Annotated in this window: 11 protein-coding genes and 1 riboswitch; of the genes, 5 read left to right on the top strand and 6 right to left on the bottom strand. The window is 65.3% G+C overall.

Translation table 11 applies throughout. The features are described 5' to 3' along the window. Both GGD40_RS36610 and GGD40_RS36605 read right to left on the bottom strand, forming a co-directional pair. Nucleotides 1-471: GNAT family N-acetyltransferase (locus tag GGD40_RS36610; protein WP_179746993.1), on the bottom strand; the 471-nt coding region annotated here is incomplete at its 3' end. Between the two features lie 77 nt (nt 472-548). Further along, on the bottom strand, nt 549-1,829 hold the full coding sequence (locus GGD40_RS36605) for a DUF445 domain-containing protein (RefSeq protein ID WP_179746992.1): 1,281 nt from the start codon (nt 1,827-1,829) through the stop codon (nt 549-551). Between the two features lie 201 nt (nt 1,830-2,030). Between GGD40_RS36605 and GGD40_RS36600 the strand changes: the two genes are divergently transcribed. The 3 genes from GGD40_RS36600 to GGD40_RS36590 are packed head-to-tail and all read left to right on the top strand — an operon-like array spanning nt 2,031 to nt 6,671. Further along, the gene (locus tag GGD40_RS36600; RefSeq protein WP_179746991.1) at nt 2,031-3,173 is read left to right on the top strand and encodes a metallophosphoesterase family protein; all 1,143 of its coding nucleotides are present in this window, start codon (nt 2,031-2,033) and stop codon (nt 3,171-3,173) included. Further along, a complete protein-coding gene (locus GGD40_RS36595) occupies nt 3,170-5,794 on the top strand; it encodes an AAA family ATPase (protein WP_179746990.1) in 2,625 nt (874 codons plus the stop codon). Before GGD40_RS36600 ends, GGD40_RS36595 begins: the two co-directional genes overlap by 4 nt. A gap of 52 nt (nt 5,795-5,846) precedes the next feature. Continuing rightward, on the top strand, nt 5,847-6,671 hold the full coding sequence (locus GGD40_RS36590; RefSeq protein ID WP_179746989.1) for an alpha/beta hydrolase: 825 nt from the start codon (nt 5,847-5,849) through the stop codon (nt 6,669-6,671). Nucleotides 6,672-6,711: 40 nt separating this feature from the next. Here GGD40_RS36590 and cobJ read toward each other — a convergent pair whose 3' ends face one another. Genes cobJ through cobG form a run of 4 tightly spaced genes read right to left on the bottom strand, consistent with a single transcriptional unit; the run spans nt 6,712 to nt 11,408 of the window. Beyond that, nucleotides 6,712-8,517 carry a precorrin-3B C(17)-methyltransferase gene (gene cobJ, locus GGD40_RS36585; RefSeq protein WP_179746988.1) on the bottom strand — a complete coding sequence of 602 codons (1,806 nt, stop codon included), beginning with the start codon at nt 8,515-8,517 and terminating at the stop codon, nt 6,712-6,714. Beyond that, nucleotides 8,514-9,245 carry a precorrin-2 C(20)-methyltransferase gene (locus GGD40_RS36580; RefSeq protein WP_179746987.1) on the bottom strand — a complete coding sequence of 244 codons (732 nt, stop codon included), beginning with the start codon at nt 9,243-9,245 and terminating at the stop codon, nt 8,514-8,516. Before GGD40_RS36580 ends, cobJ begins: the two co-directional genes overlap by 4 nt. Continuing rightward, on the bottom strand, nt 9,246-9,872 hold the full coding sequence (locus tag GGD40_RS36575; RefSeq protein ID WP_179746986.1) for a precorrin-8X methylmutase: 627 nt from the start codon (nt 9,870-9,872) through the stop codon (nt 9,246-9,248). 9 nt (nt 9,873-9,881) lie between these two features. After that, nucleotides 9,882-11,408 carry a precorrin-3B synthase gene (gene cobG / locus GGD40_RS36570; protein ID WP_179747174.1) on the bottom strand — a complete coding sequence of 509 codons (1,527 nt, stop codon included), beginning with the start codon at nt 11,406-11,408 and terminating at the stop codon, nt 9,882-9,884. 118 nt (nt 11,409-11,526) lie between these two features. After that, nucleotides 11,527-11,705, bottom strand: a riboswitch (cobalamin riboswitch). A gap of 84 nt (nt 11,706-11,789) precedes the next feature. Between cobG and cbiE the strand changes: the two genes are divergently transcribed. Next, nucleotides 11,790-13,103 carry a precorrin-6y C5,15-methyltransferase (decarboxylating) subunit CbiE gene (gene cbiE, locus GGD40_RS36565; RefSeq protein WP_179746985.1) on the top strand — a complete coding sequence of 438 codons (1,314 nt, stop codon included), beginning with the start codon at nt 11,790-11,792 and terminating at the stop codon, nt 13,101-13,103. Next, a complete protein-coding gene (locus GGD40_RS36560) occupies nt 13,100-13,822 on the top strand; it encodes a cobalt-precorrin-6A reductase (RefSeq protein ID WP_179746984.1) in 723 nt (240 codons plus the stop codon). The genes cbiE and GGD40_RS36560 overlap by 4 nt, the downstream gene beginning before the upstream one ends. The last annotated feature ends 93 nt before the right edge of the window (nt 13,823-13,915 follow it).

The raw sequence follows: 13,915 nt of genomic DNA, 5'->3' as shown, positions 1-13,915 counted from the left end.
GACTTCCGCGCCCGTTATCCGTTCGTCTGTCAGGTAGACGTAGTGACGATAGCCATGCTCATCGTGCGTATAGCTAAAGCCCGCTTTTTCATACAGACGGCGAGCCGGATTGTCGGCCTTCACGCCCAGCGTTAGTTTGCTAAAACCCTGCGCACGGGCATCGGCGATGAACTGCGCGAGCAGTTGCTGACCGAGCCCATTGCCACGCCGATCCGGGACGACATAAATCGATGCGAGAACCGCGGCCTCACCGTGGATTTCCCAAAAGAAATAGCCCACCGGCGCGTCACCCGATTCGGCGATGAACATGCGATCGAGATCGTTCGTCCATTGTTTCAGATGAAATGGCATCCCACCCACCCAGCGTGTTTCCTGCTGCGGCTCGATCTGCCGGATGTAGTCCAGCTCACCGAGATAGATTGTCGGTAGATCGGTGGGGCGGGCACGGCGAATCGAGTAAAGGCTCGTCATTAGTAGATTGAGTACACATCAAGTGGTGGAAAGAAACAAAGCAACGTCTCTTGCCTGATAAGGTCGCGCTCAGCAAATCACTGAATGTGCGCGCGCAGCACCTCAAACAGCAACGAACTCCCATACAGTAACAAACCAATAAACCCACCGACAATCGTCCCATTGATCCGGATGTACTGCAGATCCTTGCCGATGTTCAGCTCGATCTGCCGCGACATCTCATGCGAATCCCAGTTCTTGACTGTATCGCTGATATGACGCGTGAGGAACTGCGCGAACTCCGGCGCCATCGCGCGTGCCGCGTCTTCCAGGTGATCGTTCAACGATTGCCGCAGCGCAGGATCGTTCGCAAGTTCACGACCGACCCATTGGCCCATTGCCATCACACGCGCATGCAAAGCGGAATCAGGGCTCTGCAGGTCGCGCTTGAGCCACGCGCGCAATTCGCCCCACATGTCTTTCACGTAGGTGCCGAGCGCTTCGCCTTCCACCAGATAGCGCTTCAGGTCTTCGCCTTTCTGCAGGAACGCTGGATCGGTTTTCAGTTTGACGATCAGCTTGTGCGCGGCCTCGTCGAACCGGTTGCGCAATTCGTGCGTGGGGTTGTCGCTGATCTGCTGCAGCATGCGGTCCACCGTATTGGCGATCGCTTCCGCGCCTTTCTCGCCGAGCCACGCGGACGGCAGAATCTTCTCCATCTTCGGATACTCGTTTTTGACCCAGTCGACGATCCGCTCGGCGATAAACTCGCGCGCCTGCGGTTCGCGCAGCAGCATCACCACCTGTTCGATGCCGGCGTCGAGCAACTCCTGGTGACGGCCGTCTTTGGTGAGCGTGTCGAGAATCGAGCCCATCGATTGCGACAGATCCACCTTGGTGAGCACGTCGCGTAGCGCGTCCTTGATGAAGCTCTGAATCCGCACGTCGTCGGTCAATTCCAGAATGCCGCCGGTGAGCTTCACGACGTAGTCGCCGAGGCGCGCGGTATTGGCTGGCTCGGTCAGCCAGCCGGTGATGCTCCGGGCCGGATCGTGCCGCTTGATCAGGCCGACCAGCGAGGACACATCGAGGAATTTGTCCTGCACGAACACCGCGAGGTTGTCGGCGATCTTATGCTTATTGCGCGGAATGATCGCGGTATGCGCGGAGACGATCGGAATCGGCACACGGCGAAACAGCGCGGCCACCGCGAACCAGTCGGCGAGTGCGCCGACCATTGCGGCTTCGGCCACGGCCTTGATGCCATCCACCCACACACCACGCGGCATGAACGCGGTCACCACGAAAACGCAGGCGGCCGCGAGCAACAAGAGTAAGGGCGTGCGCTTGGCCTGTTTCAGTTCGATTGCTTTATTCATCGGCGATTAGGCAGGGTTCGGGTCTGATGCAATGAGACGGCACGGTCGGTACACGTCCGGACACGCGAGTGTAGCGCCGCTCGTGGGTCAATGCGCCAACCGCGCGGCGCGGGACTAGCTTTACTGCGTCGGCGCGGTAACATTCGCGGTTAGACTGCGAGGTCGTGTAATAGAACGCAACGTGAACGCCATGGAGGCACAGTGATCAGGTTTCTGCACACCGCGGATTGGCAGATCGGCACGCAATTCGGCCAGTTCGAGCCGGACGAAGCCGCGCATCTCGCGGAAGCGCGTTTCGAAACCGTGCGCCGCATCGCGACGGAAGCCGCCGCGCGCAAGGTCGACGCGGTGCTCGTCGCGGGCGACGTATTCGATCTGCAGACCGTGTCGGACACGGTTATCCGCCGTCTGTTCGGCGCGCTGCAGGCCTTCAGCGGAACGTGGATCATGCTACCGGGCAATCATGACGCGGCGCTGGTGGAGAGTGTGTGGACCCGCGCGCAGCGTTTGAATTGCATCGCGCCGAACGTGCGCGTAGTGCTCGAACCCGGTGTGGTGCTGCTCGACGATTGCCGCTGCGCGTTGCTGTGCGCGCCGCTCACGCAACGCATCACGTACGACGACACCACCGGCTTCTTCGATACGACCGAGACGCCGCCGGGTTATCACCGCATTGGCCTCGCACACGGCAGCGTGAGCGGCATTTTGCAGGAAGGCATCGACTCGTCGAATCCCATCGCGCCGACGCGCGCCGTGAGTGCGCGTCTCGACTATCTCGCGCTGGGCGACTGGCACGGGCATCTGCGCGTCGACGAGCGCACCTGGTACGCCGGCACGCACGAGCAAGACCGGTTCCGCGCCAACGATCCGGGCTTCATGCTCGACGTGACCGTGAGCGAGCCAGGCGCGGCGCCGGTCGTCGAGGCGGTGCGGGTCGGTCAATATCAGTGGCATCGCTGGGACGAAACGATCGCGGTGCCGACCGACGTGGACGCGCTCAAAACGCGGCTCGCGGCGCTCGGCAGCCATGACGTGCTGCGCGTGGCCGTGAGCGGCACGACCGCGCTGGCGGACGCCGAAGCGATTCATGTCGCGGTCGAAGAAGCCCGCGCCCGCGTGCGCGCGCTGCGCGTCGATCTGAGCGGCCTGCAAGTGCTGCCCACCGCCGACGACCTCGCGGAGCTCGGCGCGCAAAGCGGTTATCTCGCGAAAGTGGTGGCGCGTCTGCGTGGCTTGCAGGAAGACCCGCAGTCCGACCCGCAACAGGTCAAGCGCGCGGCGGAAGCGTTGTTGCTTCTGGCGCGTTTTCAACGTGAACTGCCGCGCGAAGCGAGGTCCGCATGAAGTTGGAACGTATCGCGATTCAGGAATTCAAGCAGTTTGCGGGACGGATTGTTATCGACGATCTGGAGCCGGGACTCAACCTGTTCGTCGGGCCGAACGAGGCGGGTAAAAGCACGATTGCCGAAGCCGTCCGCGTGGTGTTTCTGGAGCGCTACAAGGCTTCGCATCTGAAGGATTTATTGCCGTGGGGCAAGGCGAGCGGACAACCGTCGGTTGAAGTCAGTTTCAATCTGGACGGCACCGCGTGCCGGTTGTCGAAGCAGTTCGTCACGCGGCAGCGCTGCGAGTTGACGATCGGCCAGAGCGTGTTCGGCGAAGACGAAGCCGAAGACAAACTCGCTGCGTTGCTCGGTTTTTCGCGTGCCGCGCGTGGGCCGTTGAAAGCCGAGAACGCGGGCGTGCCCGGTTTGTTGTGGGTGCAACAAGGCGGCACACAGGAAATGCGCGATTCCACCGGCCACGCGGCGCAGTATCTGCGCGACGCGTTGTCGCAACTGTCGGGCAGCAACGAATCGGCCGGCGAGGACGCGTTGATCGTCGCCGTGCAGCGCGAACTCCGGCAATTGCTCACGGCGCGCACGCAGAAATCCACCGGACCGCTGGCCGAAGCGGAGCAGACGCTCGCCGGTTTGACTGAAGATCGCGACGAACTGGAGCAGCAGCGTCTGCAGTTCGAAGAGAACATTGCACGCCTCGCGACGCAGCAGGAAACGTTCGAAGACACGGAGCGCAAGCGTCCGTGGGAACTTCACGAGCAGAAGGCCGTGCTGGCGCAACAGCGCGCCGAGGCCGCCGCGGAACTGGAGCGTGGGCTAGAGGGATTGGTGCACGCGTTGAAATTAGGCGAAGCGGAACTCGCGCTGTCGTTGCAACAGGAGCAGAACGCTGTAGAACTGGAATCGACCGTTGCACGCGAGCGGCAGCAGCTCGATTTGGCACGAGCCGGCGTAGCCTCCATACAAGCCGAATATGCGCAAGCCGCGGCAAACGTCACGCAATTCGAGCAGGCATCCGTAGCGGCCGACCGTGCGCTCGACCTGGCGAACGCGGCGGTGACCGCAGCCGACTTGCGCAATCAGATCGGCCTCTATGAGACCGAAAGCCAGCGGCTCGAAGTGGCCATCCAGGCCGCCGGCCAGGCGAATGAAGCCGTGCTCGAAGCCGCTCGTGCAGCGGCAGCCGTCGAAATCGACGAGACGAAACTGAAACAGCTTGCCACGCTCGACGGCGAATTGACGGTTTTGCGCGCCCGCACCGAAGCGGCGATGACGCGCATCGAATACAAGCTGACCGGCGCGCTGTCCGTCAACGAGACGACGGTGAGTGGCGACGGCGTGCTGCGTGTCGACGAAGAAAAGCTGATCGGCCTCGGCGAACTCGGTGAATTGCGGGTAATTCCGGGCGTCTCGGACCTGTCCGCGCAGTTGACCGAACTGGCGTCGCTCGAAGCGCAGCATACGCAGTTGCTGCAAGCGCTCGGCGTGGCGTCGCTCGTGGAAGGCGAACTCAGGCGCGAACAGTGGAAGACGCTCGTCGCGCAGCAAAAAAGCCACGCTGGGATTCTCAAGGTCCACGCACCGCAAGGCATCGACGCGCTGCGTGCGGCGTTGGCTTCGGCGGCCGCGCGTTGGCAGGCGTCGAACGACCGGCTGAAGAACTTGCCCGACGTGTCCGCTGCGCCACCGCTCGACGAAGCACGCCGCAACGCCGGGATCGCGCGCGACGCGTTGGAAGCGGCGCGCAAGCTGTTGTCGCTGGCAACGGAGAAAAGATCGACCGGCGTCGCCAACGCGGAATCGCTTGCTGTGCAATTGCAGCGCAAGGAAGCGCAGTTGAGCGATGAAACCTTCTGCCGCAACCGCGCGCAATGGCAGACTAAAATCGTCGAACAGCGCGTCCAGGTCGACGCGCAGCGCAAGCAGCACGAAGCACGCGAGCGCGAATTGCAGGCGGCGCGGCTCGACGATCCGGTGGCGGAGGCGAAGCGTTATCGCGCGTCGGCGGATCTCGCGCGTGGAGAACAGCATCAGCGTCAGTTGCGGATCGCGGAGTTGCGCAGCCAATTGGAAACCGTCGGCGCGTCCGGGCTCGGTGAACGGCTGGCGGCGCTGGAGGCGCGCGTCGAACAGGCCACGCGTCGCAAGGAAGAGTTGAGCCTGCGGGCCGGCGCATTGAGTTTGCTCGACGAAGTACTCGTCGACGAACGCGACTCAGCGGTCGCGCAATTGCGCGCACCGTTGACCGAGCGGCTCGGCTATTACTTGCGCCGAATTTTCCCGCAATCGACGATCGCGCTCGGCGACGATCTGAGTCCCGCGACGCTAGACCGCTACGGCCGCGCGGATACGCTCGACGCGCTGAGCTTCGGCACACGCGAGCAACTCGGCATCCTGACGCGGCTCGCTTACGCGGACCTGCTGAAGGCGTCAGGCCGTCCTACTTTGCTGATGCTCGACGACGCGGCCGTGCACACCGACGCCACGCGTCGCGATGCGATCAAGCGCGCGTTGCTCGACGCGGCCACGCGGCATCAGATTCTGGTGTTCACCTGTCATCCGGAGTTGTGGGACGATCTGGGCGTGCGGCAACGGGCTATCGACGATTTGAAGGTGGCGGTCTAGGCTTTTTAAGCGTGTCGTCCGGCACCGAGGCAGTAAATCATTCAGGAACATCATGACCGAGCTTTACCGTGGCATGGATCGAACGGCATTGCGCGCCGCCTACGACAACGTGGCGGCGGTGGCGGACGTCGCCGAGCGCATGCTCAACTTTCAAGCGCGCAGCACGGCGCTGTATGAGGCCGTGCCATGCCGGCGCGATCTTCGTTACGGGCCGCTGCCGCGCCAACGCTTCGACTGGCTACCGTGCGGGCAGGCCGACGCGCCGGTTTTCGTATTCATCCACGGCGGTTACTGGCAGGCCCGCAGCAAGGAAGATTTCGCGTTCGTCGCGAGCGGGCCGCTGGGTTGCGGCTTCAATGTCGTGCTGGCCGAATACACGCTGGCACCCGAGGCGTCGATGACGCAGATCGTCGGCGAGATCGACGCGTTGCTCGCCGCGCTCGCGGCCGATCGCGACGGACTCGGCACGCGCGGTCCGATCTGCCTCGCGGGACACTCAGCGGGCGGCCAATTGAGCGCGCTGTACCGGGCGCACGAATCAGTGGTCCACGCCATGCCGATCAGCGCGCTGGTGGATCTCGAACCGATTGCGCTGTCATGGCTCAACGACAAACTGCAACTCACGCCCGCTGAAATCGCGGCTTATAGCCCGATGCGACACATCGGCAAAGGCGTACCGATGACGGTCACGGTCGGTACTGCGGAGTTGCCGGAACTGGTCCGGCATTCGGAGGACTATGTGGCGGCCTGCCGGCAGGCGGGCGAAACGGTTGCGTTCGTGCCGTTGCCGGCGTGCAATCACTTCACGATTCTCGACGACCTGGCGCGGGCTGACGGCGTACAGATGCGCGCGTTGAACGAAGGGATGAAGCGATGACGCGGCGGCTGGTTTTTTGTATCAGCCAGCGCATCCCGTCTCACTCATACCATCGCGGCGTATAAACCCATTCGCCACCTTCAACACCTTTCGCAAAGCGCCGCGTCGTCGATGAACCGACGATCACCATCGTGCGCATATCCACGTCGGACGAGCGCAGTTCGCCCAGCGTGACCGTACGCAGCGTGCTGCCGGGCCGGCCGATATCGCGTCCCAGCACCACCGGGGTCGCCGCCGCGCGATACGCCCGCACGATATCCAGCGCCTTATCCAGTTGCCACGGACGCGCGCGCGAAATCGGGTTATAGAACGCCATCACGAGATCCGCTTCGGCGGCGTGCCGCAGGCGCGTTTCGATGATGCTCCACGGTTTCAGATTGTCCGACAGCGACAGCATGCAGAAGTCGTGACCCAACGGCGCACCGGCTTGCGCGGCGGTCGCGAGCGCTGCTGACACGCCAGGCACGATGGCGAGTTCGACCGCGGACCACGCGTCGTTCGCAGCGGCTTCGAGCGCTTCGAGCACCGCGGCCGCCATCGCGAATACGCCCGGGTCACCCGACGACACCATCACCACGGAACGTCCCGCGCTGGCCAGTTCGAATGCGTGACGCGCGCGTTGCAATTCCTCGCGATTATCCGTGCCATGGACCCGCTGTTCGGCGCGGAACGGGCCGGCCATTTTCACGTAGGTCTCGTAGCCGAGGATATCGGTCGCATGGTCGAGCGCGAGGCGGGCGGCGGGCACCATCAGCTCGGCGCTGCCTGGGCCCAGGCCGATGACGGTCAGGCGGCCGCGTCCCATGCCGATCGTGTTCGCGTCGATGGCGAGCGGCGTGAGGGCCAGCGCGACGCCCGCGTCGGGGTCGTCGTGCAGGGTTTCGTAGGGGAGGCGCAACGCTGCGTGCAGCAGGTTGCTGGGCGGGGCGCCGTCTTCGGGACGGGTTTGGGCGAAGCGTAGTGGGACGTTCAGGCTCGCGGCGGCTTCGGCCAATGCAGGGTCCGTCATTCGATCCGAGGCGGCGAGCAGGGCGGCTAATGAAAGCGTCGCGAGGCCATGTTCGTTCAATGCGGCGCGTACGTTTGCTGCAATCCCGGCGCTTGATGTGTATGCACTCGCGGCCCCGGTACTAGCAGCCACACCAGCACTCGCGGAACCCGCAGCAGAACCCGCAGCACCATCCGCAGCAGCACCGGCACCGGCCCCGCCACTCACCGCTACCACCACGCTGCGCGGATGAATCACCAACTCATCGTCACGCCCATCCCAAGCACGCGGCGTCACGCGAATGGCGAGACGCGCCGATGCCGAGCGCGGCAATTGCGCGTCGTCGAGCCACGGCGCTTCACCTTCGACACGCGTGCTTTCCCCCGCCAGCAGGTCCGACACGAAGCGTTTGCCTTGCCCGATATCCGCCAGCGCGTAACCTTCCGGCGGATTGAGCACACAGGTACCGAAGCGCAACTCACCACTCGTCGTAATCGCGGGCGACACGTTCAACGCGGCGGCAATCTCGCGCGCCATTACATTGACACCGGCAAGACCGCCGAGCAGCGGCACGACCGCGCTGCCATCTTCGGCCACCGCCAGCACCGGCGGCTCGACACCCTTGTTCGCCAACAACGGCGCGACGCAACGAATCACAATGCCGGCCGCGCACAACGCGACGATCGGCGTGCCGCTCGCATACAGCTCGCGCAATTGCGCGCCGAGTTCGGTGTACGGCACGTCGGCGGCCACACGGCCTTGCAGCGCATACACCTGGCTACCCGCATACAGCATCTGAATTCGCCGCGCGGTTTCCAACGCGCCCGCGCCGAGAATCACAATGGCGGGTGCGTTCATCCTTGCCATTTTTCCCCCGGCACGACCAGCAGCGAAAAATACGGCGACGCCATCGGATCGACGTCGGCGAGCGGCACGATGCGCTGGTTGCCCATCGTCGCGCGTTCGACGTACAGCGCACGATCCGCGAGACCGAGTTCGCCCAGCACGCGCCGCACCTTGCCGAAATTGCGGCCGAGTTTCATCACGACGGCGGCGTCGGCATCGGCGAGACGGCGGCGCAATTCGGCTTCGGGCAGCACGCCGGAGAGCACCGACAAGCTCTGATTCCGGTACACCAGCGGCGCGCCGAGCACAGCCGCGCCACCGAGCATCGAGCACACGCCCGGCACGACTTCGCTCTCATAGCGCGCGGCGAGCCGGTCGTGCAGATACATGTAGGAGCCGTAGAAGAACGGATCGCCCTCGCAGATCACGGCGACATCGCGGCCCGCATCCAGATGGCCCGCGACGATCTCCGCCGCGCCGTCGTAGAACTCGGCGATGATCGCTTCATACGAGAGCGGCGGTTCGAGCGCTTCGGTCGTGACGGGATAGACCAGCGGCAAATGCTGCTGCGTGTCGTGCAAATGCGCTTCGATAATGCTGAACGCGTTGCCTTTCTTGCCCTTCGCGACGAAGTACGCGACCACCTGCGCCGCCTTCAGCAGACGCAGCGCTTTGAGCGTAATGAGTTCCGGGTCGCCGGGGCCGACACCGAGTCCGACTAGACGTCCTCGCACGGTCATTTACTCGACCTCCGTGGCCAGCGCGTTGACGGCGGCGGCAGCCATCGCGCTACCGCCGCGCCGGCCTTCGATCGCGACATAGGGCACACCGCGACTATCTTGCGCGAGCAGCGCTTTCGATTCCGCCGCGCCGACGAAGCCGACCGGAAAGCCGAGAATCAGCGCGGGCTTCGGTGCGCCGTCATCGAGCATGTCGAGCAGATGGAACAGGGCGGTCGGCGCATTACCGATCACGACGACGCTGCCCGCCAGATGCGGGCGCCACAATTCGAGCGCGGCGGCCGAGCGCGTGTTGCCGAGTTCGCGCGCGAGCGACGGCACGTCCGGATGCGTGAGCGTGCAGATCACCTCGTTGTTCGCCGGCAAGCGCGCGCGCGTGATGCCTTGCGCGACCATGCCCGCATCGCACAGAATCGGCGCGCCTTGCGCGAGCGCCGCGCGGCCTGCCGAGCCGGCGCCTTCGGAAAACCGCAGCGCGTCGATTACGTCGACCATGCCGCACGCGTGGATCACTCGGACCGCGAGCTTGTCGAGGTCGGCGGGAATGCGCGACAAATCGGCCTCCGCGCGGATCGTCGCGAAGGATTGGCGATAGATCTCCTGACCGTCGCGGATGTAATCAAGCATCGAGGTTACTCATGGGTTTCGCTCGTGGATGTCGTCAATATGGGCGGGTATGGAGGCGTCTCTTGATGCGTCGATATCGGTCGGGCATGCGAGCGTGTCGGCGGCCTGGTCGATCGTTAGCCGGTGCGCGACGCAGGCGCCGAAGCCGGGCTGGCCGTCGCGTCGATACAGGTCGTAGGCGCCGGGCGCGACCGCCAGCAGCGTGTACGGCGCGCAATGCGCGGCGGCGCACGAACGCGGACAGCCGCTCAGATGCACGTCGATGCCGGCGAGCAGGCGCGGCGCGAGTTGCAGCGCGTCGGCTTTGGTGTCGGCGAGACTTTTGGCGCAGCCGGTCGAACCGGCGCAGGCGATCAGACGCGTGATGGCTTGCGCGGGGTCGGTGGCGAGGCCGAGTTCGGTTAGGCCCGTCAGCACGGCAGGCACGTCGTGTGTTGCGATGTCGGGCAGCAGGACGCTTTGCCAGGGCGTCATGCGCAATGTGCCGTCGCCGTGCTGTTGGGCGAGCGTGGCGAGGCCGTGCAGGGTGGCGGCGTCGAGGCGTCCGAGCGGCGGCTGGCCGCCTGCGTGCCATGTGTCCGGCTGGCTTTGTTTTTGTGCGCCGAGCCGTAGCGTCGCGTCGGCGGCTGTGCCGCGTTGCCAGTCGACTAGCGACGCATCGCGCGACAGCGGGAAATCGACGTAGCGTTGCGCGTGGTGCAGGAGCGCGTCGGCGGAATGGGTGGCGAGCAGGTGACGCATACGCGTGGCATCGGCTGCGGCGAGGTCGAGAAACGTGTGCAGCAACGCGCGGATCAGCGCGCAGACTTGTGACGGGCGGACGGCCGCTAAAGCGCCGGTGTAGTCGGCGTGCTGCGATCCGGCTTCAGGCGGGCAACCCGCTAGGCCAACGACAAACCGCACGCCATCGGAACCTTGCGTCGCCGCCAGCCACACGTCGTGTGGATGATCGATACGCGCAAGCCGTTCGCCACCATCCAGCAACAGTGCGAATTTCGGCGACAGCGCCGCGAAACGCGGTTCGCTTTGCAGTAGCGCGAGTAATTCGGCGCAAAGGGGACCTGTATCGAACAACGCAAACGGATCGCGTCCCGCGGCGGGGCTGATCATCACGTTGCGGACGTCATCGGCGGCGAGGGTGGTCGCTGCGTACGCGGCGGCTGGATCCAGGTGGCCAGTTTCCGCGGCTGCCACGTTCCGCGTCGGCCCAGGCGCCGCCTCGATCAACGCGTCGCTCGGCTCAAGCCCAGCCTCAATCAACGCGCCGGTCGGCCCAAGTCCCGCCTTAATCAACGCCTCGATGAAAGCCGCCTCCTGCCCGCTGCGCACACCACGCACCTGCAGATTCGCCCGATTGGTCACCTCAATCGCGCCTGCGGCGTGCAGCAAGCTCGCATCGGCAATTGCGCGCGCCTGGGCTGCGCTCAACGCGCCGCCGGGCAGCTTGATCCGGCACAGCCCTCCGTCGCGCGCAACAACGATCCGCAGCAGCCCCGGACAGGCCGACGGCCGCAGCGCGAGCGCCGCATGATGCATAACGGGAGAGGACGAAGCTTGCTTCAAAACGGACACCGGGTAGCGTCGCGCGGTGGCCCGAGCAAGCCTGGAAGCGGGCGTTGCTGCGGCATCGGTACACCCCGCCCGATGTTGGCTGGCACGAACAGTCTCGCCGGCAGGTCTCCTGGCTGGCAGGTCAAAGTCCGTCGCGGCCTTCCCGGTCGAACCAGTGGCGCGCAGCGCGGGCGGACTCGCTGCATACAGTTGCGGGGGCAGCCACAGTGACACTGTGTTCCCTCTTAGGCCCCGAAGGGCGCCGGCGGCTGTATTATGCCTTTTTTCGAACAGCATAACGAGGCTGGACGCCTTGATCGGCGTGGCTCAGCGCATTATTTGAAGATACAGAATAAGGATGGTCGGATGCCGGTATGGCTGACCGTGGTAGGCATTGGCGACGACGGCTTCGCCGGTTTGGGGCGGTCCGCGCGACGTGCGTTGCTGGAGGCGTCGGTGGTGTATGGCGGCGAGCGGCATCTGGCGATGCTGCCCGCGCGTCTCGCGGCGCGGCGGGCCGCGTGGCCGCGTCCGTTCGATCTCGCGCCGTTGCTCGCCGAGCGTGGCGGCGCGGTGTGCGTGCTGGCGAGCGGTGACCCAATGCTGTTCGGCGTCGGCGCGACGCTCGCGCGTCAACTGCCGGCGGACGAGTTGCGGGTGCTGCCGGCGCCGTCGTCGTTGTCGCTGGCGGCCGCGCGTCTCGGCTGGCCGTTGCAGGACGTCGCGACGGTGTCGCTGGTGGGCCGTCCGCTGCCGACATTGAACGCGCACTTGCATCACGGCGCGCGCGTCTTCGTGCTGAGCGCGGACGGCCGCACGCCCGCGGCGCTGGCGGCGTTGCTGAACGCGCGCGGCTTCGGCGCGACTCGCATGATCGTGCTGGAGCATCTGGGCGGGGAGTTGGAGCGCCGGATCGATGGTCGCGCGGATCAATGGTCCGCGGGCGAGGTGGCCGCGTTGAATCTGATCGCGCTCGAATGCCGGGCGACCCAGGGTGCGCCGCGTCTGCCGCTCACTGTCGGCTTGCCCGACGATGCGTTTCGCCACGACGGCCAGTTGACCAAGCGCGATGTGCGCGCCATCACGCTCGCGCGTCTCGCGCCGACGCCCGGCGAGTTGCTGTGGGATGTGGGCGCGGGCAGCGGCTCGATCGGCATTGAATGGATGCGCGCGCATCCAACGTGCCGCGCGATCGCGATTGAAGGCCACGCGGAACGGCAGCGCTTTATCGAACACAATCGCGATGCGTTGGGCGTGCCGGGCCTGCAGCTCGTGGCCGGTCGCGCGCCGGATGCGTTACGGGGCTTGCCGGCGCCGGATGCGGTGTTCATCGGCGGCGGCGTAACTGTGCCGGGCGTGCTGGAAGCGTGCTGGGCGAGTTTGCGCGAAGGCGGTCGGCTGGTTGCCAATGTGGTGACGTTGCAGGGCGAGGCGGCGCTGGTCGCGTGGCGCGAGCGGTTTGGCGGCACGCTGACGCGTATTGCGTTGGCGGATGCGCAACCGCTCGGCGGTTTCGATACGTGGCGGCAGGCGTTGCCGATCACGCTGCTGGAGGTGGTGAAGCCGGCGCGTGAGGTGGACGTGGCAAGCGGCGGAAGCCAGGCAAGCGGTGCAAATAGCGCAAGCGATGCCAGCACCACAACCGCAGTCAGCGCGTCAAACAGCGGAGCCGCACAATGACGCGAATCCTGTTGCTAGGCGGCACCGGCGACGCATTGCGCATCGCGCGTCAACTCGATTCCACGCACGTGTACAGTCTCGCGGGTCTCGGCAAGGTGCCCGACGATCTGGCGTGCGCGGTGCGTGTCGGCGGTTTCGGCGGTAGCGAGGGCATGGCGCAGTACATCGCGGACGAACGCATCAGCATGGTGATCGACGCGACCCATCCGTACGCCGCGCAAATCAGCGCGAACGCCGCGCACGCCAGCCGTGCAGCGCATGTGCCGTGTTGGGCGCTACGCCGCCCGGCCTGGCAGCCGCAAGCCGGTGACGATTGGCGAATGGTCGGCAATTGGAACGAGCTCACGGCGGCGCTCGCACCGTTCAGAAAGCCGCTATTCACGCTCGGCCGCGAACCGCTCGCGCACCTCGACGAAATTCCTGTGCATCAGTTCTGGACCGTACGTTGTCTCGATCCGCACCAGGACGCCACGCGCGCGAGGATCATCGCGACGCGCGGCCCATTCACGCTCGAAGGCGAGCGCGCGTTGTTCGCGCTGCAAGCCTTCGATGTCGTGGTCAGCAAAAACAGCGGCGGCGGCGCGACGGAAGCGAAACTTGAGGTAGCGCGCGAACGTCGCTTGCCGGTCGTGATGTTGCGCCGGCCCGACTTGCCGGCGGTGGATCGTGAGTTCGACAGCGTTGACGATCTGCTCGACGCGTTGAGAGTGCTCGCGTGAGCCGTGCCCTTAACGGCGGCTTGAGCCGTAGCGCGAGCCGCAGCCGCAGCTCAAACAGCGGCCTGAGCCACAACATGAACTTGCACCGCGCAC

The sequence above is a fragment of the Paraburkholderia bryophila genome, assembly GCF_013409255.1.
GTDB lineage: Bacteria > Pseudomonadota > Gammaproteobacteria > Burkholderiales > Burkholderiaceae > Paraburkholderia.
The sequence above is the reverse complement of the archived record's forward strand: the minus strand, read 5'-3'. Positions and strand labels throughout refer to the sequence as shown.

Excerpts from the sequence above, each read along its gene's own strand:
- GGD40_RS36605 (WP_179746992.1), bottom strand. The coding sequence starts at position 1,829 with ATGAATAAAGCAATCGAACTGAAACAGGCCAAGCGCACGCCCTTACTC.
- GGD40_RS36595 (WP_179746990.1), top strand. The coding sequence starts at position 3,170 with ATGAAGTTGGAACGTATCGCGATTCAGGAATTCAAGCAGTTTGCGGGA.
- GGD40_RS36590 (WP_179746989.1), top strand. The coding sequence starts at position 5,847 with ATGACCGAGCTTTACCGTGGCATGGATCGAACGGCATTGCGCGCCGCC.
- cobJ (WP_179746988.1), bottom strand. The coding sequence starts at position 8,517 with ATGAACGCACCCGCCATTGTGATTCTCGGCGCGGGCGCGTTGGAAACC.
- GGD40_RS36580 (WP_179746987.1), bottom strand. The coding sequence starts at position 9,245 with ATGACCGTGCGAGGACGTCTAGTCGGACTCGGTGTCGGCCCCGGCGAC.
- GGD40_RS36575 (WP_179746986.1), bottom strand. The coding sequence starts at position 9,872 with ATGCTTGATTACATCCGCGACGGTCAGGAGATCTATCGCCAATCCTTC.
- cobG (WP_179747174.1), bottom strand. The coding sequence starts at position 11,408 with ATGCATCATGCGGCGCTCGCGCTGCGGCCGTCGGCCTGTCCGGGGCTG.
- cbiE (WP_179746985.1), top strand. The coding sequence starts at position 11,790 with ATGCCGGTATGGCTGACCGTGGTAGGCATTGGCGACGACGGCTTCGCC.
- GGD40_RS36560 (WP_179746984.1), top strand. The coding sequence starts at position 13,100 with ATGACGCGAATCCTGTTGCTAGGCGGCACCGGCGACGCATTGCGCATC.